Below are 21424 nucleotides of genomic sequence, written 5' to 3'. Positions count from 1 at the left end.
ACTCAACTTACGGACAAAAATTGCCCTTTATGATTCTATCCCAATGTGCTGTTAGACAATTTTTCCATCCTTAAAAACCTGAACGAAAAACAATGCTCTGAGCATCATAAAGAATGAATTTCTTGTTTTATTGAAAAATACCGGTGCCAAAACCGATGCCACAAACTGGGAAATTAAAGTCGCATAAGCTGCTCCCATTATTCCCATTTTGGGTATCATTATCACATTTAAAACGATATTGGCTACCATGCCCATACCAAGGCATATAATATTATATGCTTGAAAATTTTCACTGATGAACCATTTTTGGTTGGCCACACCCAAAAATACAAACACGCTACCTAAAATATGTATGTTCAAAACTCCTGCAGAACGTTGAAAAGCCTCGCCATACAAAAGGTTAATCATCCAATCGCTCAATGTTAGTACAGGTAAAATGATGACCATACCCAGAACCACCATTAAATTATACAATCGCTGCAAACGATCTTTGTATAGCTTATCGTCTTTTAACTTTGCATTGATGATTGCCGGAAACAGCGAACTACAAATTATTGTTGGGATAAAGTACCATGCCTCACTAAGCCTAACCGCTGCCGAATATTGTCCTACTTCACCGTTCCCCAGATATTCCTTTATCATCACCTGATCTATCTTCATATAAATGGAAACAATGATACCACTCAAGATTAAAGGCCAAGCATCTTTTAGAAGGTCCTTTGCCGTCTTCCAGGAAAATTTCCACTTTAGCAAGGACTCCCCAGACTTTTTAAAGAACCAAATCAGCCCGGTTACCAAAAAAATGACATCGAAGGCCAGTACATAAACAAAATAAATCAACGAATAGTTGCCCAATATCAAATAAACCTTCAGCAGCGCAGAGATGATTACACCCACCAATCCCGCGATAGCATAGAATTTACTCTTTACCTGACTATGAAAATAGGATGCGATTACATTAAAACTATTAATGAAAGTAAGAAGCCCCAGAATAATAATGATCTTATTTGTTAGAGGTTCATTATCATTGTAATAAATGCTGATTATCAATATCAACATTATAATTGTAGAACCGAGGGTCTGTAAACCAAAAGATGAACCTAAGATGAGATTTCTATTATCTTGATTTTTTACCAGTTCCCTGATAATTATATCGTTGAGTCCCAAAGAGGAAAGTGCTGCAAAAATACCCACAAAACTTTGGGCATAGCTCAATATTCCAAACTGCTCCGGTCCCAAATAGCGAGTCACCCATACCCCCACACTCAAAGCTATCAATAACCGTAGTACCTTCTCGCCCATTAACCAAGAGGTGTTTTTGAGGTATCTGGCAAAACCCACGTTTTTGCTTAATATTGTTTTGAGCTTGGCTATCAAGTCGATGTAATGAGATTAAGTATTTAGGTTTATCAATCTACTCCCAACTGAAGATAATAATCATACATCAGGGATAGTCCTTTATTAATTCCAATCTTATGTTTCCAGCCCAATTGATTAAGTTTAGTAATGTCAGTTCGTTTCTCCATAGTGCCATCCGGTTTATCTGTATTGAAAACAAATTCTCCTTTAAAACCAATAAGTTCCTTAATCAAATTTGCCAACTCGGCAATGGAAACGTCCGATCCCGTACCAATATTGATATGGGTGTTTCTAATTTCAGCTTGATTATTATTGTAAGTGTCGGTAAAATCCCTATTCTCCATTAAAAAAACACAAGCATCTGCCATATCCTCAGACCAAAGGAACTCTCTGCGAGGTTTACCACTACCCCAAATCTCCACGGTTACCCTGTCCTTGTCCACTTGGTCAATACCATATTTTTTGAGTACGGCCAGCTTGGATTCATTTGAAGATGAACCTGAAATGCTTTCAATGGGCAGTCGGTCCAAATCTTCATCTATCAACTTCCAATCGTTCTCTTCCAAAGCTTTGCCCAAATGTATTTTACGGATCAATGCAGGTAGCACATGTGATTTCTCCAAATCGAAATTATCGTTGGGGCCATAAAGATTGGTGGGCATCACAGAAATAAAATTGGTCCCGTACTGCAGGTTGTAGCTTTCGCACAACTTAATCCCCGCTATCTTTGCAATGGCATAGGGTTCATTGGTATATTCCAAAACATCGGTCAGCAAGTAGTCTTCCTTCATAGGCTGCGGACATTTCTTTGGATAGATACAGGTACTCCCCAAAAACATCAATTTTTTCACACCATGAAGGTAACTCTGATGAACCACATTATTCTGGATCATCAAGTTATCATAAATGAACTCCGCTCGATATTGGTTATTTGCTACTATACCACCAACTTTGGCTGCTGCCAAGAATACATATTCCGGCTTTTCCTCTTCAAAAAAGCTGGATACATCCATAGCATCTGTCAAATCCAGTTTAGCGTGCGTCCTGAAAACAATGTTGCTATATCCTTTTGATTGTAAGCTTTTTACTAGAGCACTACCAACCAAACCTCTATGACCAGCTACATAAATTTTTGCATCTAACCTCATGTTATTCGAAATAATTGAGGATGCGGTAGCCTCCATCCTTAAGGTACTGTTCCTTTTGCATCAATTTAAGGTCGCTTTGCATCATATCTTTTACAAGGCCCTTAAGGTCATATTCGGGTTTCCATCCCAGCTTGGTATTGGCCTTGGTAGGATCACCTATCAAAAGGTCTACCTCAGTTGGCCTAAAGTATTGAGGGTCGACCGCCAGTACTTCCTTACCTATTTCTATTTGATATTCCGAATTATGACAAGCTTTTACATAAGCTTTTTCATCCACGCCTTCTCCCTTGAACTCCAATTCGATACCTACCTCATTGAAACTCATTCGGACGAATTCGCGAACTGGAGTAGTTTTCCCTGTTGCAATAACCCAATCCTCAGGCTCATCTGCTTGCAAAATCATCCACATCATTCGCACATAATCCTTGGCATGCCCCCAGTCTCTTTGTGCATCCAAATTCCCGAGATAAAACTTATCCTGTAACCCAAGGGCAATACGCGCAGTGGCCCTGGTAATCTTACGTGTTACAAAAGTCTCACCTCTGATGGGCGACTCGTGGTTAAAAAGAATACCATTGCAAGCGTACATATTATAGGCTTCCCGATAGTTCACTGTAATCCAATATGCATACATTTTTGCTACGGCATACGGACTACGGGGATAAAAAGGTGTGGTCTCGCTTTGTGGCACTTCTTGAACTTTTCCGTAAAGTTCTGAAGTAGATGCCTGATAAATTCTTGTTTTATCCCCAAGACCCAACATACGTACTGCATCCAACACCCTAAGAGTTCCTAGTCCATCGGCATTACCCGTGTATTCGGGAGTTTCGAAACTAACATGAACATGGCTCATGGCCGCTAGGTTATAAATTTCGTCGGGTTGTATTTCTTGTATCAATCGGATAAGATTGGTACTATCAGTCATATCCCCATAATGGAGGATAAAATTCCGGTTTTCCACATGTGGATCTTGATACAGGTGATCGATTCGGTCGGTATTGAACATGGAGGAACGGCGTTTAAGTCCGTGGACCTCATATCCTTTTTTCAATAAAAATTCACTAAGATAGGCCCCGTCCTGTCCGGTGACCCCAGTAATTAATGCTTTTTTTGCCACGGTTTTCATATTTAATTACAAAGATGTGTATTAAACCACAGTTTACAAGTAATATTATATGAAATGCCTTTTTTTATGGATGGGAGACTCTGTTGAGCTAGAAATTAGTAAAAAAGTAACTTAAAATAAAAAAGGGGAGTCCCCCCCCCCTTTAATTGAAATATTCTTTTCACGAATTATCATTCCACAGTAATTGGATTACCACTGGCATCCGTACTATTAACCACCTGTACAGATTGAGACCCTCCCAATACTGTTATTGCATTGGCGCCATTTGCTCCAACCAAACTACTATTTCTTATCGAGTTTGAACTGTCAAAACTTCCCCTTAAATACCCGAATGGTCTAGCTGATGTTCCATTGGAGTAAGCAACATCCACATTATCTATGGTAACCCCAACAACATTTACACCATTACTTGCAATTACCCCGTTAATACCATTTGGAGAGCTCATATCTACATTAATGGAATTGTTCGTAAAGTTAACGTAACCTTGTGTCCCACTATTCTGCGAGAATCTTAAAGCACCTACATCAATACCCTGTGATGCTGTGAAGTTGAACAAGTTACTATCAACATCAATGGGTTGATTGTTAACTGGACGATATTGATACATTGCATTAACATAACAGTTGTTAAATGTATTGTTCGTAACCTGTATGTTCTGTAAAGCCCCGTTATATGAGCTTGTATTAGATCCTAATCTAACCCCCCCATAGTTACCTGTTCTCTCCATAGTGAAGGTATTGTTGGAAATAATTGCATCATTGACCTCGGTCAAAGAAAGTAGATAATAATGGGCATCGTTTCCTGGGACGGTACGAATTACATTATCGTGTACTCGAATGTTCTGAATCAGATTGCTACTTTGGGTGCTAAAAAAGTCAATCATTGTGCCCATTTGTTGCGCTGAATTGAATAAAGATTCTGGAATCTCTTCAAAATAACTGTTTTTAATTTCCACATTGGAAACACATGCTTTGATAGCTCTTCTCGTACAATATCGATAATCCTCATTGTCAAAAATGAACTTACTATCATGATCCAGTGACCCACCGCCTTGAATAGCATAAAAAGCTTCGGCATCGTCACCTATAATATTAGTGACCTTGTTATTTTTATGAATCACAGTGAACGGGTCACTATAATTGATTCCAGAAATGGTGTACCACCATCCTTTTGAAATCCCAGCAGGAGCATTGTTATAGTTTCCATCTCCTCTAGCCACAATTCTATCAATTGTACAATCTGAAAATTCACCATACTTGAATCCAGATGATGAAGCATTGATTGTGAATCTAAATGCAACTGCCCTATAGGTAGATGTAGCATAAAAATTATGCACATACAATTTGTGAAACCTAAAATACTCTTGCCCGTGCAAGTAAAAAAGCCTTCCGTATGTATCTGTACCGTCGAATTCACCATTGTAAATGTTGGGAGATAGGTTTACTATATCGAATACAGCGTCAACAGATACTTGGCCTGTATTAAAGCCAGCAGCACTTGTTATTTTAACAACAGCGCCATTTAAATTCCAATCTAAAGTACCAGATCTCCGGTAATTTGATGGCTTATTCTTGATATATGTTCCATCACTTACACCCACAGCCAAAGAACAGTTATTAATAAGAGCATCAATGGCATCGGTATCATCATTGTTGTCATCTGAGACACCTCCAAAAACATCGGGGCTTACACGTGAAGCTGTATAAACATCCTTGAAGGTAACTGAAGAAGAAAATGCCTGTTTGTATGTATTTAGGATGTATGCTCCGTTTAAATCAATATTTTGTCCACTAATAACCCCACCGGCAGGTTCTATGGTTTGATTAGCCGCAAATGTGCAATCGTTGCACTCAAAAGACTGGGATATTACTGCTTTCAAATTGGCATTAGCAGGATTGGTAATGTCCGCCATTGATGCAGGGGTATACGTCCCTTCAATTTTGTTAGTGTTTTCAGGATTGTCTGGAGTACTAAAATCAACACCACCATTAGAGTCTTGGTTGCCTCCATTGGTAGGTTCTTGGTCTGGCTCCTGATTCCCATCAGAATTACCATCTGTATTTCCTGGCTCAAGCACTTCTTCTTCAGGTGCTAGTACGTATTCGTCAAATAGGTCGCTGTCTTTTTCACAAGACGCAAAAAACAGAGAAATGGTGACCAAAAAAATCATGGTTTGTGGGGTACGATAAGATAACTTCATTTGTTCACTGAGAGATTACGGGGTTTAAAAATAGTACTTCAATAAATTTAAATCGTCAAAAAACCTATTTATTCGACGAAATACATGCATGGTACGTAAATTTGGATTCCCTTGGATTTCGTCGATGGCCATATATCGATGAACTACGTCTTTTTTTAACATCTTTTAAGATAAAGACCCTAAAACCAAGCGCTTAAACCCAGTTTTCAATACTTTAGCACATTGTTATGTTGGCTGTTTATATTTTGATTATTGAAATGTGCACAACACAATGCGGAAGGAAAGCCTGCGTTTATTAAAAAACCTCTAACATTTATGTATTCGTTATTTTTTAAAAGAGTTTTGGACTTTGTTTTGGCGGTATTTGGATTTATTGTGCTGTTTCCCATTTTTTTGGTTATCTGGGTTATCCTATTATTTGTAAATAACGGTAAACCTTTCTTTTTGCAACCAAGACCCGGAAAAGACGAAAAAATCTTTTCGATAATTAAGTTTAAGTCCATGACGGACAAGACGGATAAAAACGGTAAGCTTCTGCCCGATGAGCTCCGGGTGACCAAATTTGGAACTTTTTTGAGGAAGTCTTCTTTGGACGAGATACCACAACTATTAAGCATTATAAAGGGAGATATGAGCTTAATAGGGCCACGCCCTCTTAGAGTGCGTTACTTGCCCTACTACACCAAAGAAGAAAGTATTAGGCATACGGTAAGACCAGGTGTAACAGGATTGGCCCAAATATCCGGTAGAAATCTTTTGGATTGGGACACTAGGCTACAAAAGGATATTGAATATGTAAAAAATCTTTCCTTTGCCCTTGACATGAAAATTTTATTTAAGACCGCCTTAAAGGTGCTCTTGCGAAAAGATGTAGCCCTAGATGCAGAATCCGGTATTCCAGATTTTGATGAAGAAAGAAAAAAAGCACTTGGTCAGATTTAGACTAAGTGCCACATCCCCTATTTCCTGAACCTTTTTTTAGTCTTAGAAAATAGAGCTTAAAGTATCTATACGAAATATGGGATATAAAAATGGTAAGAAGTATTGTGATTGTATTGATTACCAATACGATTGTCCAAGTATCCAACACCATTGGCTTTTTTATTTCCAAAAATACAAACAACGTAAAATTTCTTTGTATGTATAACACCCGTCCTTTTCTGCTCATTATATAACGGGCATATTATCAAATAGCCACTAAGACATAATAAAACAGCAACAACATGTTAACCAAGATGAAATAAATAGGTAAGTCATTAAAATTCAGTAGCCCAACCACTTTTGAGACAAAAGGCAAATGGTACAATAAAACCAGAATTGCCAGAAATCCTCATAATCAATCTAAATTTTGATTCGCTTTTTCCTGGGCTGGATTGTAGTTAAAAGTACAGCTCATGAGCAAGTTCGTAAAATTCGAGCGAAAAAAACGTTACTTAAGCATCAACTTGTTGCTTTTCTAGCCGGTCCGTTTCGATATTTGCTTTTGCCTTAGCCTTGCCGTTTCCCAAAATAGCTTTATTCACCACTAGTTTTCGTTTCCCGGATGGCAAAAGGGGTACATCCTCTACGTATTCCACATGTATAATGGCGTTCTCTCCAAAATATTCTAAGTATTGACTACGAATCCTTCCTTCATCGTTTCGATCGTATTTGGACGACACCTTCAATTTTATAGTGTATTCTCCATTTTCTTCTTGAACAAATTGAAATTGCTCAATTCCATTGAATTGTAAAATATGGTGAATAATATGAGATGATATATGTTCGCCCTTTGTATTGGTGAACATATCCATTTTCCGACCTTCAATTTTAGTGAAAACCATAGCTTGGCTTTCCTCATCAAACTCAATTATACCAACATCACCGGTATCATACCTTATTATGGGCATGGAATAATTGAAGAAATCTGTAATTACAATCCTTCCGTTCTCACCAGGTGCCGCAGGCTTGTCCTCAAATAAGTCCAAAATCTCAATATGATAGCTGGCCCAATTTATCTCAAAATTACCTGATTTCCAATTCACTCTCTGTTGGGCCAATATGCCATTTTCACTGTTGGAATATCGTGATACTACCTCGGTGCCCAAATACTTCCGAGCTCTTTGCTTGATATCTGGATTTAATGCTTCCGCTATTGAAATAATCGAATCAAATTTACAGTTCAGTGGCCTGCCAAGCTTATCCTCAATATATTTTGACACTGTACCGAGAGCAGAGGAATAAGCCAAAATGCTTTTATTGGACTTATCACTTTCCAATTCAGTTACGAGTTTATGCAAATTCTCATCGGTAAAATCATCTACAGAGTAAGCTGCTATATTTTGAATTTGGGTCAACAATTGGTTTTTTTTGTATTGTTTGTCCCACAATCTGAAATAATATAACCTTGAGCCCAGCTTAAATCCAGCCCTATTTGCGAAAAAACAGGTGTCCGCCGTGTTTCTGCTCCTCTTGTTCTTATTGTGCAAAATTTTAAAGGGTTTGCCTGTGGACCCGCTTGTGGTAACCTCGTGGTTATATCCGTCTAGGTGGGCATCGCTCCTAAAATTCGAAAAATTCTCTCTTACAGTTTGTTTGTCAATAATAGGAAAGTCATGCAGTCCAAAGTTGTCTTCCGGGATATACTGATAGTAAGGAACTGTTCTCGTTGCGTGCTTCAAAAGATTTTGAAGGTTTTGCTCCTTTATTTTTTTGGTTCTTTCAGTTTGTGGATTTTCCAAGACCCATTGTATTTCCTTGTAATGCTTTCTTACATGTCCTCCCTTTAATGCATCCAATAACCAAAAGGCTGCATTTCTAAATTGTTCCAAAAGTTTAGTCATTTAAATAACCTTTTAAAATTTATGGGGTTCCTTTTATACTCTTTAAACATTATTTTTCGACAAATGAGCGACCGTATAATATACCATTGCCAACACTGTCCAAACTAAAGGTAAAATACTTTGCGGTACTATCAGGTACCATTACGTATCTCCCAAGCCTCTCTCCATCCTGCACACAGTAAATCATGTCGTTATCCTCCAGCTGGTCAAAATTCAGTGTTTTATTATCCGAAGTGTCATTGGGATACAAATCCCCAAATTCCATTGAAAACAAAGACACTTGTGTAAACTTGTACTTTGTATTGTTTATGATGCGGATTTGGGTTGATTCTTGAGTAAGATTATTCCGCTTTTCACACATTTTGACCACACTCAAAAGAATCAAACCCAAGCATATACAAATAACTTTGAAAATGCCCATATTGGAAAATATACCTAACCTATTTTCAAAATAAAATTAATGCTTAGCAAACCAACCCATTGCTAAACTCTTTTAACTCCCAAAATAATCTATGAACTACAGTACATAGTTAAAATAGATGGCAAAATGGGTCAATAAGATTCGAATGACGTAGCTTTGTTTTAAAGATAGTTTCGCTCGGAATGAGATTCGTATTTTTTCTTCTCCTGATAGTCACTGTGGATTGTGGTTATTCCCAATTCCAGGTCAAGGGCAAGGTTCTAGAGTTTAACGAAAAAGGGAAAACAATACCGATACCCAATGCCAATGTGTACTGGTTATCCAGCACAATTGGTACAACTACTGATTTTGATGGAAACTTTAGTACGGCCTACCAAAAAGATATCAGGCAATTGGTCATAAGCTCGGTAGGGTACCGTTCGGACACCATTCCTGTAAATAGACCCAATCTTGGGAACATTGTGCTCTATCCCAATGTAGTTCTAGATGAGGTTGTGGTTGAAAAAGAAGTCGCACCAATACAAAAATCACTCTTTAAAGTACAAAATGTGGTTTCGGTAGATAGCCGAGAGATGCTCAAGGCAGCATGCTGTAATCTATCCGAAAGTTTTGAGACCAACCCCGCAGTAGATGTAAATGTTTCGGACGCGGTCCTCGGTGCCAATCAAATACAAATGTTGGGACTCAACAGCCCCTATTTAATGTTCACCCAAGAAAACATGCCTTCGATTAGGGGAGCTTCACAGGTTTTTGGATTGTCCTTTATACCCGGTTCCTGGATAGAGAGTATACAAATAACCAAAGGCGCGGGAAGTGTTTTGAACGGTTTTGAAAGCATATCTGGCCACATTAACAGTGAGTTGGTAAAACCACTTACAGACCAACGATTTTTCCTAAATCTATACGCCAACAACTTTGAGCGCTACGAGTTCAACTCCCGATTTAACCATAACATTTCAGATGAACTAGGGGTCGGTTTATATGTTCATGCAAACCTTAGAAATGGTTATATTGACGACAACCAAGATTCATTTTATGACACTCCCTTGGCCCGGCAAATCAATTTTATGAACCGATGGCAATTCATGGATCCAGAAAGTGGATGGGTCAGTTATGCCAACATTCAATACCTCTCCGATACAAAGGAATTGGGTCAGACCGATTTTGATATTGACACGGACAAATTGACCACCAATGCCTGGGGAAGCGAAATTGCAACATCACGTTTGGACATCTCAGCCAAGGCAGGTTATGTTTTTCCGGAACTCCCATATCAGAGCTTCGGGTTTCAAACAGCATATAGTGCCCATGATCAAAATTCTTTTTATGGTTTAAATCAATATGATATCAACCATAAATCGTTCTACTCCAATTTTATTTTCAATAGCATCATAGGGAGCACACAGCATAAGTTTAAAACAGGGTTGAGCTTTACCTACGATGGTTACGAAGAGTTTGTTAATAACAATCCTTTCAACCGATACGATAACTCAGTGGGAGCTTTTTTTGAATATACCTACGATAATTTGGAGGGCCTTAGTTTTGTAGTAGGTATACGTGCCGATAGCCATAATAATTTGGGCGATTTTCTAACACCAAGATTTCATTTAAGGTATTCCCTATGGGACAAGGCTAGTTTTAGGGCCTCATTTGGACGAGGAAAAAGGGGTGCCAATATTTTCGCTGAAAATCAACAACTTTTTGCTTCCTCCCGGCAGATAAACATTAGTGAGAGCAATGGAAATTATTACGGCCTTCAGCCCGAAAAGGCTTGGAACTATGGAGTAAGTTTCATCCAAAAGCTTTATCTATGGAATCGGGTCATGGATTTTTCCATCGATTTTTATAGGACCCAGTTCGAAAATCAAGTCGTGGTCGACTGGGAAAACCCAAGGGAGATAGCGTTTTACAACCTGGAGGGAGATAGTTATTCCAACAGTGTTCAGGTTGACCTGAATTATGAAGTTCTACAGGATTTTCATATTAGGACAACATACAAATATTTTGATGTGGTTACAGATTACAACTCTGGCAGATTGGAAAAACCCTTACAACCCACTTACAGGTTCTTTGTAAACCTAAACTTTGAAACCCAAAAAATTGCTGAAAAGCAATGGAGATTTGATTTTACTTCCAACTGGCTGGGCCGGCAACGTTTGCCCAACACTTCTGCAAACCCTACAGAATTTCAATTGCAAGAATGGTCTTCGTCCTATAATTTGATAAATGCGCAGATCACAAGGGTGTTATCCAACACATTTGAAGTATATTTAGGTGGTGAGAATATTGGCAATTTCACCCAATCCAATCCCATTTTATCGAGCAATGATCCCTTTGGAACATATTTTGATAGTACCATACTATATGGACCTGTTCTGCAAAGTTTGTACTATGTAGGGTTCAGATACAAAATCTAAAAGTACAGTACAGTTATGAAAACAACAATGATCACTGCAATCGCAATTTTGATAATGGCCATGGGCCATGCTCAAGACAAAAACAAATCAGTTAGCTTTGAGGTAAAAGGAAACTGTGGTATGTGCAAAAGCAGAATTGAGAAAGCTTCAATAAAACTAAAGGGGGTAAAGTTTGCAACATGGAGTCCTGAGACCAAACTATTTGAGGCCGTAATCGACGAACGAAAGATCACGATTTCAGATATACAAAAAAGGATAGCCGAAGTGGGTCACGATTCTGATGGTTTCACTGCTCCCGATTCTGTTTACAACAAGCTTCCCGAATGTTGTAAGTATAGAGATCCGGCAAGTGTACATATGGATCACGGAAATAAAAATTAAATATCCAGTATAATAAATAAAGAAGGGGGCAAATTGCCCCCTTCTTTATTTATACTAATCTGTAAAAACGAATTACATCTTCACTATTCGTTTGACCACTAAAATATTTCCATTGGCATCAGTGACACGGATTACATAGAATCCTGAAGACAATCCATATAAGTTTTTGATTACCATGGTGTCTGTGTTCTGGAATGCTTCCTCCCGTATCAATTTACCCATCATATTGAATACTTCAATTACACAGTCCTTGCGTTTGCTCAACTTTATGGTGATTTTTTCTGTGAATGGATTGGGTGCTGCAGTCAATATTATAGTATCATCATCCAATAAATCGCCACCTTCTTCCCAAACAATGGGTTCGTATAATTTTTCAGAATACGGGTACGGATTTATGGCTCTAGTTTTTGTAAACAAAGGAGCTATTTTTCCTGTTCCGTTATTTTCCGTATCGATAGTGGCCTGGAATGATGATCCTGGGGACGCCTCAAATCCTGGAGTCAGATTGATCTCATTCACAGATTCAAATCGCGCAGCCGTTCCTGCTGGAACCAAAAAATTGTTTCCAGCCTCGATGTTGAATTGGTAATAAAAAATCTCTTCTGGATTATACGTATTGCTCACGATATAATTATCCAATTGGGCCAAACCGTTTTCCGCATAAAACACCCCATAAACCCTTGAATCTGTAATGTCATTGGGATCTACTGAGGGATATGTTTGACCATCAAAAACATAAGTACCATCATATCTTAACATAGATGTGGTCATAAATGCTGAGGTTCCATGAATTTCTTCCCAATCTTGCCAAACTTTATCCACAAAAGAATGGTGGAAAAAGAAGATTGGATCCCTTGGCGATACAGGAGTAGGCATAGCACCTCCCGTCCATACGTGTCCACCTCGGTGCACGTTTTGCCTTTCCAAAACATTTGAAAATTCAAAAAAATCTGTTTCTGTTAATAAATTACTAAGTTCTAGTGGTGTGGGTAGTCTGGGGTCACCTCCTAAATTTCTGTTCAATCCCCAATTCACGTCAAAGCTCCCTAAAAATTCCTCATCCCAAACTACATCGGTTGGAGATTGATATATTGTTGAATTCCAATACCCAATACTTAGTTCTGGATTGATATCTTGAACCGCTTGCTCCAATTCGAAAACCACCCTTCGGTGCCAAGCCAGGAATATTTCTCTTTCGGGTTCTTCCGGTAGGTTAAAATGAAGATCTAACCGAGTTGGGTCAAAAGTGCCATCATAATTAAAAAACTGACCATGAAAAGTTGCAATATCATTGAATAAATCTGGTCCGTTTCGTAAATCATAAAATGCATTAACAAGCTCGGCGATTTCGTAATCGGTCATTTCATCAAACCCCTTTCGAATACTTTGCGAATTGGCAATGAAAAAACAGCCAATCAAAAAACATGTAAATAAGAGATGTTTTTTCATTTTTGCCGGCAAAATAAACCTTATTGTTCTATGTCCTGATTTTGAATTCATATAATATCTCATGTTAATAGCTCACTCTTATTTAGGATGCTTCAGATAATATTTCTTTTAACAATGGGTTCTTGAGGTAACCGCCATAGGCTGTATCGCTCATAAAAAGGTCTGGAAATTCATTTGCCTCAATAATTACCGGACCATTCAGTGTTATTGCCACGTCCCAGCCAATATATCTATCTGGAAGGAATTCTGTGGCCTTGATCACCAGCTCACAACTTTCCTTAAAAAAGGGAACAATAAAATCCTTAAATGGATAATCACTGTTCGGATGACTGTAAAAGTCACGACCACCGAAATGAGCTTCTTCCATGGCAACTTCCTTTAATTTGCCATTTGTTCTGTCGACTCCAACATAAATACCTCCAGAATGGCCATTGTCAACAATATTGTCCCCAACACCAAATCGCATAAAAACATTCATGATGTTGATTTTACCACTTTTATCAATATAGGTTTCAATACGAAGTGTGTTGATACAACTTGAATTTATTTTATCAATTTCCTTGTGTTGAATCAATACATCCTCATGTATATAGTCATTGGCCAACAACAAATCTGCATTTTTGTGTATATCTTCCTCCATATGACTTTTCCGAATGATACAAGCACCCTTACCACCGAAAAGTGAAAAAGGTTTAAGGAACAATCTATCCTTTTTTGAACTGTCCAAAACCTTTCCAAAAAAGCTTACCAATTCCTGATTTTTGGTAACCTTATAGCTTTTATTTCCAAAATAAAAATTTGATCCAAAGTTGTAACTCACCAATTCTGGTGTGGGAATACCGTTTTGTTTACAAAACAAAGAGAACAACAATTTGTTCGACATGATTGCCATATATTCCGTTCGATGCAATTTTGGACTCCTTTGAATTTTGCCAGCCTCCTTGGTGCTTAGATAATCTGATATATTGGTTACATCCCTTCTGTACAAATATTTAAAATAGTATAAAGGCAATTCCTTTTTTTGACGCCATAAAGTCAAAAATTCCATAATGATTTTTGGATAAGCCTTTTTTCTTTTATCCTTGAGAAAAACTTTGAAGCCTTCCCTTTGATGTTTTGGTATCATTTATTTGGGGCAAATTATCTTAATTCTTCTTTAATTCTTCCAGCTCAACTTTGAGGGCTTCAATTTGCTCTTGCTGTTGTAGCATATACAAGGTCAACTCCTCAATTTTCTGTAATAATTTGGCGTTCATATCGCCTAGGTCAATTCCCTCTTCTTTTACCTTCTGGGCACTAGGAATATTAGGTAAATGGCCGTAAGTGGCAATAAATGCCCTAACCTCGTCCAAATTTGGTAAATCGTAACTATTCTCAAAGACAAAATCGGGCCAATTTCCTTGTAATTCCACTTTTACACCTTCAGCAATCACATTACCGGCTACGGCCAGTCTATATCCTTGTGTATTGGTGGTTCCGATGCCTATATTCCTATCGGCAAACAAATCGCGAGCCGTCCAGTCCACTGTTGCGATATTTGAATTTTCGGAAGTGTAATCCGTTATTCCTGTCCCTGCAGAAGTTAGAACTGTCTCCGTGTTGCCCACTGCCGATACATTGCCCGCGGCATCCTCGGCGAATACCGTGAAGTCATAGCTCGTGCTCGCCGATAGGCCAGTTACACCGAAGGTCGTGGCAGTGCCAGTATTGGCAATGCTCACACCGTCCTGGAACACCTCGTAGTTGGTCACGCCCACGTTGTCCGTGGAAGCGCTCCATGCAAGGTCCGTGCCCGTTGATGTCGTGTTGGAGGACGATACGTCCGTCACCGCGCTCGGTGCATCCGTGTCAGCGGCCGCAGCTGTCAGGACCGTCTCCGTATTGCCCACTGCCGATACATTGCCCGCGGCATCCTCGGCGAATACCGTGAAGTCATAGCTCGTACTCGCCGATAGGCCAGTTACACCGAAGGTCGTGGCAGTGCCAGTATTGGCAATGCTCACACCGTCCTGGAACACCTCGTAGTTGGTCACGCCCACGTTGTCCGTGGAAGCGCTCCATGCAAGGTCCGTGCCCGTTGATGTCGTGTTGGAGGACGATACGTCCGTCACCGCGCTCGGTGCCTCCGTGTCAGCGGCCGCAGCTGTCAGGACCGTCTCCGTATTGCCCACTGCCGATACATTGCCCGCGGCATCCTCGGCGAATACCGTGAAGTCATAGCTCGTGCTCGCCGATAGGCCAGTTACACCGAAGGTCGTGGCAGTGCCAGTATTGGCAATGCTCACACCGTCCTGGAACACCTCGTAGTTGGTCACGCCCACGTTGTCCGTGGAAGCGCTCCATGCAAGGTCCGTGCCCGTTGATGTCGTGTTGGAGGACGATACGTCCGTCACCGCGCTCGGTGCCTCCGTGTCAGCGGCCGCAGCTGTCAGGACCGTCTCCGTATTGCCCACTGCCGATACATTGCCCGCGGCATCCTCGGCGAATACCGTGAAGTCATAGCTCGTGCTCGCCGATAGGCCAGTTACACCGAAGGTCGTGGCAGTGCCAGTATTGGCAATGCTCACACCGTCCTGGAACACCTCGTAGTTGGTCACGCCCACGTTGTCCGTGGAAGCGCTCCATGCAAGGTCCGTGCCCGTTGATGTCGTGTTGGAGGACGATACGTCCGTCACCGCGCTCGGTGCCTCCGTGTCAGCGGCCGCAGCTGTCAGGACCGTCTCCGTATCGCCCACTGCCGATACATTGCCCGCGGCATCCTCGGCGAATACCGTGAAGTCATAGCTCGTGCTCGCCGATAGGCCAGTTACACCGAAGGTCGTGGCAGTGCCAGTATTGGCAATGCTCACACCGTCCTGGAACACCTCGTAGTTGGTCACGCCCACGTTGTCCGTGGAAGCGCTCCATGCAAGGTCCGTGCCCGTTGATGTCGTGTTGGAGGACGATACGTCCGTCACCGCGCTCGGTGCCTCCGTGTCCCCACCTACCGGTAGAATGGTTATGTTATCAATTAAAATTGCATTTCCAGCCACCGTTCTCGCTGACCATGGACTTGTGTATGCCCTAATGATGGGTGTAGCAGAAGTTGCAGAAACATTGAATGTGTATTCCGTCCATGTGTTACCAGTAATTGCTGTGGTACTGAATCCACTTAACCCTTGCCAATTGGCAAAAGCTGGCTGATTGGATTGATCACCTTCCCTTGCCCACAATGATATTGTGTAGTCTTCTCCAACAACGGCATCAAATGTATATTGAATCATCATACCATTATTGCCATTGGATTCTGCCCTAATGGAAAAGAGACCCGATTGGGCATCCGTATTGTCCGAAAACAATAAGGCTGAACCTGTCCAACCCGTTGTTGTATTCGCCTCATTGGTTGGCGAGGCAGCATTGGAATCATCATGGAGATTTTGCGCTATGGCGCTGAATGTTCCGAAAAGAAATAAATAGAAGAGTAGTTTTTTAGTCATTGTAAATGAGCTTTTTAGGTTGACACAGGGGGGAGCTATAACAAAAATATGCCGATTAGGACTCAGTCAATCTTTTTCATATAAAATATCGATGAAACGCAAAAAAATACTATGAGTGCACACCAGATCATAGCTCCATCATTTTTCATGAAATTGTTCATTTCCAAAACCGGAAATGCATGATGGAAAAATGATACTTTTTGTAAAAAAAAAGCGTTGTAATTAAAAGACAGTAAAAACTGGTTTAAAAGAAATAGCCTGTTAACTTTGTATATGAACCGAAATTTTGTTGCATGCAGTGTGACGTTTAACCACATAACCGTTTCTTAATAAATGAACAAACATCAATTACTGCATTTTGAAACATGAGTTTGGCTTGATAATACCCCAACTACTTACAACCTCAACCAATGAACAATAATAACTACTTAAATCGTATAAGATACTCCGCATTTTGGGCCTTGGATGCTGCAAGAGGAGGAAAAATCAGAAAAGATTTGACCGATATTGAGCAATCATTTTCCTTAAATTCTTTTGAGGCATTGAAAAAAAAGAATGAGGGACCACTTATGGAGCTGTTGGACAACGCTGTCAACAACTCTAAGTTTTACAACAATCTAAAAGGTTACAAAACGCTTGATGATTTTCCGGTAACGAACAAACATATCGTAAAAAGCAACCTGAACAGTTTATTGGTAAGAAATTCCGAAAACAGTAAATTGCATACGATTTTCACCAGTGGCTCAACGGGAACTCCCTTTACCATTAAACAAACCCAAAGAAAGCGAAATAGAAATACCGCCGACACCTTATTTTTTGCGGGCAGGGCTGGCTATACATTGGGAGATAAATTGCTTTATGTAAGACTCTGGAGCAAAACCCTCAAAAAAGGAAAACTCCCTTCACTTTTGCAAAATATCGAGCAAATAGATGTGGAAGAGTTGGAGCCTGAGAATATCAAGCGTTTACTTAAAAAGCTTCAAAAAGATAAATCTCCCAAAGGTTGGTTGGGCTATCCATCGGCATTGGAAAAAATTTGTGATTACCTGGACAAAATAGAATCAAAACCTATAGAGTGCAATGTAAAGTCAATTATTGGAATGTCCGAAAACCTTCCAAGACACGTTCGAAGTAGAATGTGGTACTATTTTAACACTCCAATGGTTTCAAGGTATTCAAATTTTGAAAATGGAATCATTGCCCAACAGGATATGGACAGTGAGCATTTTGTAGTGAATTGGGGCAGTTATATAGTGGAGATACTGGATTTTGACAAAGATGAGCCGGTAAAGAACGGAGAACTTGGAAGAATTGTCGTAACCGACCTTTATAATCATGCTACCCCGATGATTCGATATGATACAGGGGATGTTGGCGCCATGTCAACAGTATCTACTCATCCGTTCCCGATATTGGAAACTGTTGAAGGTCGAAAAACCGATATTTTAAAGAATACCGATGGGGCCATGATAAGTCCCTACGCATTCATGGGTATTTTACCCAACTTTTCTGAAATCAATCAAGTACAGTATTTACAAACAGATAAAAAGAAATACACCATAAAGCTAAATGTGGATTCAAGTTTTTCCAAAAAGAAAGAGAACGAGTTCTTAACTGTCTTTAAATCACTTGTGGGAAATTCTGCTGAAGTAACGGTAAATTACGTAAATGAAATACCTTTGCTAAGTTCGAAAAAGAGAAAGCTGACCCGCAACCTTTTGACAGAAGAACAGAAGAGAAAACAAAAAAAAAACATCCATAACCATTTAGCCAACCATAAATGAACACAACCAATATCCTTTTTACCTGTGCAGGACGCCGAAATTATCTCATAAATTATTTTAAGGAAGCCCTGAATGGCAATGGACTCGTTCTGGCTGCAGATAGTCAGCTATCTGCCCCTGCATTGGTAGATGCAGATGTAGCCTTTCAAGTCCCATCCATATACAGCGTTGGATACATTAATATGTTAAAGGACTTGATTGTTAAGCACAGAATAGACGCAATAATTTCGCTAAATGATCTAGAACTGCCCATATTAGCCGAACATAAAGATGAACTAGAATCCACAGGGGCCAAGGTAATCGTATCCAATCCAGAAGTAATTGATATTGCCTTTGACAAATGGAAAACGTTCAATTTTTTTAAGAAAATAGGTGTTCACACCCCAGAAACATATCTCACCATAAAAGATACCACCAATGCTTTGAAAAAGGGAGAATTGGAGTTTCCCCTTATTGTTAAGCCCCGCTGGGGAAGTGCCTCTATTGCCATTGATGTTGTTGAAAATGAGGAAGAGCTACAATTGGCATATCGACTTCAAAGCATTAAAATCCAAAAATCCATTCTTAAAGATGCTAGTTCCACTGATATTGACAAAAGCATACTTATTCAGGAAAAAATCAAAGGAGAAGAATACGGGATTGATATTTTAAATGATTTCAATGGCAATTATTTTGGCTCATTTATTAGAAAAAAAATGGCCATGCGTTCTGGGGAAACCGATAAAGCATTATCTGTAGTGAACGATAGTTTTTCTGCAATTGCACAGTTGATCGGAGAAAAAACCAGACATATTGGCAATATGGACTGTGACTTTTTTGTGAGTAATGGAAAAGTATATTATTTGGAAATGAATCCAAGATTCGGCGGTGGATATCCGTTCTCCCACGAAGCGGGCATCAATACGCCAGCCATTTACATCTCATGGTTGAAAGGTGAAATTTCCGTGGAAAAGTATAACAACTTCACCGATGGACTTATGTTTTCCAAATGTGATAAAATGATGCCCATTAAAAAATGGTAATCATCTTTGAGTGAAATAAAAAAGGCCCGGACATAAATCCGTGCCTTTTTTATTCAGCTTATCCAGATAACTCAGAAGTTAATTATCTGAAACTCCGACCTCCTATTCTTCGCATGCTGTTCTTCCGTACACCGAACGCCATCGGAACATTCGTTTACCAATCGGGTCTCACCAAATGCCTCGTGGCTTATCCTATCGGCTGCAATTCCTTTGGAAAGCACGTATTCAACAGTGCGTTCAGCACGGCGCTCCGAAAGCCATTGGTTATACTTTTCGGTACCCCTCGAATCGGTATGGGCCGTGATTTTGATTGCCAATCCTGGTTCGTCGTTCATAATGGCCACCAATTGATCTAGCAACTCCTTATCGTTCGAAGTCAGATACGAAGAATTGAGTTTGAAATACACATTCCCCAATTCGTTGATTTTGTTTTGAAGCGCAGCTCTTCTTGCGTCTTCGGCATCTTTTTTGGCCTTTTCAGCCGCGGCCAGTTCAGCGGCTTCCTTTTCCCTTTGCAAACGTTCGGCCATCAAACGGGCCTCCTCTTCCGCCTTAGCAATCGAATCCTGCACCCTTTTTTGTTCTTCTTCCATTTCCTTGAGCAAGGCCAGTTTCTCCTCCCCTTTTCGTGAAAGTCCTTTTTCCACCTCAAAACGATAGGCTACTCCTATGGCATGCTGAATGTGGTTGGTTCCATTTTCGGTGTTCATGGCCCATTTACCAGTAGAATTAAAATCAACTCCCCAACGGTCGGAGAACCACGTTCTAAAACCTAACGCAGCATTATAGGTACCTCTTCCTTGGTTGTTGGCATCAGTATAACCTGCTCCGATCCCAACGTAAGGATCAAAAAAGCCGGTTTCTCCCAAAATCATGTTCAAATCGTAACTCACTCGAAAATCTAGACCCCAGTAATCCACATCGGCCGGATTAACAACATTATCTATAATTTTCCCTTCTTTGTATTGGTTGTAAGACCCGATGGCTTCCAAGCCGATTCCGTTCCTAAAATACCTTCCGATACTCACTCGGGACGGGTATGGCACCATGTTCCAAGCCCTATCAATATCCAAGAGTTTCCCGAATTCATCCCCGGAATCATCCACGGCATTGACGCCTACGGTAACCAACCAGTAGCTCTGTACAATACTGTCTTTCTTGGTCAACTCTAGGTCTTGGGCAAAGGTCAAAGCAGAAAAAATAAGGGCCATGACCATCAAAATGGGTTTTGAAGTATTCATTTGTATTGATTTGAGGTTTTCGGTTTCAAAGCTAAATCAAGCCGCGAACTTATAGAACTTTGCACTTTTAAGTGCGATAATTTTCGATAAGAAGTAAAAAGGAAATGGAAAGCACTATTTCTCAACCCGTTGAAAATGCAGACTTTTATCGACCAATGGCATTTTGTACAGATAAAACGGATAGTACATCGGCTGGATGGTTACCGCTCCCTCCTGCTCTTCTTCCCACACGTCAATAGCAATCCATAATTCTGTTTCGGTTTGCCTTAATCGGGACAGGGCGACCTCTTTTTTGCCCTGTTGTTCGCCCAAACAGACCAAGACCAACATATCTTTGGTAAAATCAACCATGGGAACGGGCAGTCCAGGCTTACGGGTTTTATTGATCTCGCGATAGAACTTGTTCAATGTTTTAGTGTCCCGAATCTCACGTGTTTGAAAGGTATCGATGTTCGTAAAATCATCATGGTCCAGCAATACCAATCCGTCGATGGGTTCACCGGTAGGCGTGTTACCATCTTTTTGGGCCTTGCAGGAAATCAGTCCGATCAGCATTATGAGAAACAGGTATCTCAAA

At 40.1% G+C, this 21424-nt stretch carries 15 protein-coding genes; 5 read left to right on the top strand and 10 right to left on the bottom strand.

Features of this window, described 5'->3' with window-relative positions:
* Nucleotides 1–51 precede the first annotated feature (51 nt).
* From ABNE31_RS09370 to ABNE31_RS09355, 4 genes are all read right to left on the bottom strand, one after another.
* Complete coding sequence (locus ABNE31_RS09370) at nt 52–1341, bottom strand: flippase (RefSeq protein ID WP_349351022.1); 1290 nt, start codon at nt 1339–1341, stop codon at nt 52–54.
* 68 nt (nt 1342–1409) lie between these two features.
* The gene (locus ABNE31_RS09365) at nt 1410–2507 is read right to left on the bottom strand and encodes a GDP-L-fucose synthase (RefSeq protein WP_349351021.1); all 1098 of its coding nucleotides are present in this window, start codon (nt 2505–2507) and stop codon (nt 1410–1412) included.
* A 1-nt stretch (nt 2508) separates the two neighbouring features.
* A complete protein-coding gene (gene gmd, locus ABNE31_RS09360) occupies nt 2509–3633 on the bottom strand; it encodes a GDP-mannose 4,6-dehydratase (RefSeq protein WP_349351020.1) in 1125 nt (374 codons plus the stop codon).
* 170 nt (nt 3634–3803) lie between these two features.
* The gene (locus tag ABNE31_RS09355; RefSeq protein WP_349351019.1) at nt 3804–5804 is read right to left on the bottom strand and encodes a hypothetical protein; all 2001 of its coding nucleotides are present in this window, start codon (nt 5802–5804) and stop codon (nt 3804–3806) included.
* A gap of 345 nt (nt 5805–6149) precedes the next feature.
* Here ABNE31_RS09355 and ABNE31_RS09350 point away from each other — a divergent pair, with 345 nt between their 5' ends.
* The gene (locus ABNE31_RS09350; protein ID WP_349351018.1) at nt 6150–6776 is read left to right on the top strand and encodes a sugar transferase; all 627 of its coding nucleotides are present in this window, start codon (nt 6150–6152) and stop codon (nt 6774–6776) included.
* Between the two features lie 491 nt (nt 6777–7267).
* Here the strand turns inward: ABNE31_RS09350 and ABNE31_RS09345 are convergent, their stop codons facing one another.
* Nucleotides 7268–8656 carry a CoF synthetase gene (locus ABNE31_RS09345; protein WP_349351017.1) on the bottom strand — a complete coding sequence of 463 codons (1389 nt, stop codon included), beginning with the start codon at nt 8654–8656 and terminating at the stop codon, nt 7268–7270.
* Nucleotides 8657–9259: 603 nt separating this feature from the next.
* On the opposite strand from ABNE31_RS09345, the gene ABNE31_RS09340 reads away from it, so the two are divergent.
* Nucleotides 9260–11494, top strand: coding sequence for a carboxypeptidase-like regulatory domain-containing protein (locus ABNE31_RS09340; protein WP_349351016.1), 2235 nt, complete (start codon nt 9260–9262; stop codon nt 11492–11494).
* 15 nt (nt 11495–11509) lie between these two features.
* Nucleotides 11510–11875, top strand: coding sequence for a heavy-metal-associated domain-containing protein (locus ABNE31_RS09335; RefSeq protein ID WP_349351015.1), 366 nt, complete (start codon nt 11510–11512; stop codon nt 11873–11875).
* A gap of 72 nt (nt 11876–11947) precedes the next feature.
* Here ABNE31_RS09335 and ABNE31_RS09330 read toward each other — a convergent pair whose 3' ends face one another.
* The 3 genes from ABNE31_RS09330 to ABNE31_RS09320 all read right to left on the bottom strand — a co-directional run bounded on the left by ABNE31_RS09330 (nt 11948) and on the right by ABNE31_RS09320 (nt 16800).
* Nucleotides 11948–13324: a tyrosinase family protein gene (locus tag ABNE31_RS09330; RefSeq protein WP_349351014.1), complete on the bottom strand. Its 1377-nt coding sequence runs from the start codon at nt 13322–13324 to the stop codon at nt 11948–11950.
* Between the two features lie 82 nt (nt 13325–13406).
* Nucleotides 13407–14372, bottom strand: coding sequence for a sugar-transfer associated ATP-grasp domain-containing protein (locus ABNE31_RS09325; protein ID WP_349351013.1), 966 nt, complete (start codon nt 14370–14372; stop codon nt 13407–13409).
* A gap of 97 nt (nt 14373–14469) precedes the next feature.
* Nucleotides 14470–16800, bottom strand: coding sequence for a hypothetical protein (locus ABNE31_RS09320; RefSeq protein WP_349351012.1), 2331 nt, complete (start codon nt 16798–16800; stop codon nt 14470–14472).
* 410 nt (nt 16801–17210) lie between these two features.
* Here ABNE31_RS09320 and ABNE31_RS09315 point away from each other — a divergent pair, with 410 nt between their 5' ends.
* Complete coding sequence (locus tag ABNE31_RS09315) at nt 17211–18584, top strand: hypothetical protein (protein WP_349351011.1); 1374 nt, start codon at nt 17211–17213, stop codon at nt 18582–18584.
* Entirely contained in the window at nt 18581–19606 is a 1026-nt protein-coding gene (locus tag ABNE31_RS09310) for an ATP-grasp domain-containing protein (protein WP_349351010.1), read from the top strand. The genes ABNE31_RS09315 and ABNE31_RS09310 overlap by 4 nt, the downstream gene beginning before the upstream one ends.
* A gap of 71 nt (nt 19607–19677) precedes the next feature.
* Here the strand turns inward: ABNE31_RS09310 and ABNE31_RS09305 are convergent, their stop codons facing one another.
* Nucleotides 19678–20847, bottom strand: a complete 1170-nt coding sequence (locus ABNE31_RS09305; RefSeq protein ID WP_349351009.1) for an OmpA family protein — start codon at nt 20845–20847, stop codon at nt 19678–19680.
* Nucleotides 20848–20961: 114 nt separating this feature from the next.
* Complete coding sequence (locus tag ABNE31_RS09300) at nt 20962–21423, bottom strand: hypothetical protein (protein WP_349351008.1); 462 nt, start codon at nt 21421–21423, stop codon at nt 20962–20964.
* Nucleotide 21424: the final 1 nt, after the last annotated feature.

This window comes from Flagellimonas sp. MMG031, from assembly GCF_040112705.1.
Taxonomy (GTDB): Bacteria; Bacteroidota; Bacteroidia; order Flavobacteriales; family Flavobacteriaceae; genus Flagellimonas.
The sequence above is the reverse complement of the archived record's forward strand: the minus strand, read 5'-3'. Positions and strand labels throughout refer to the sequence as shown.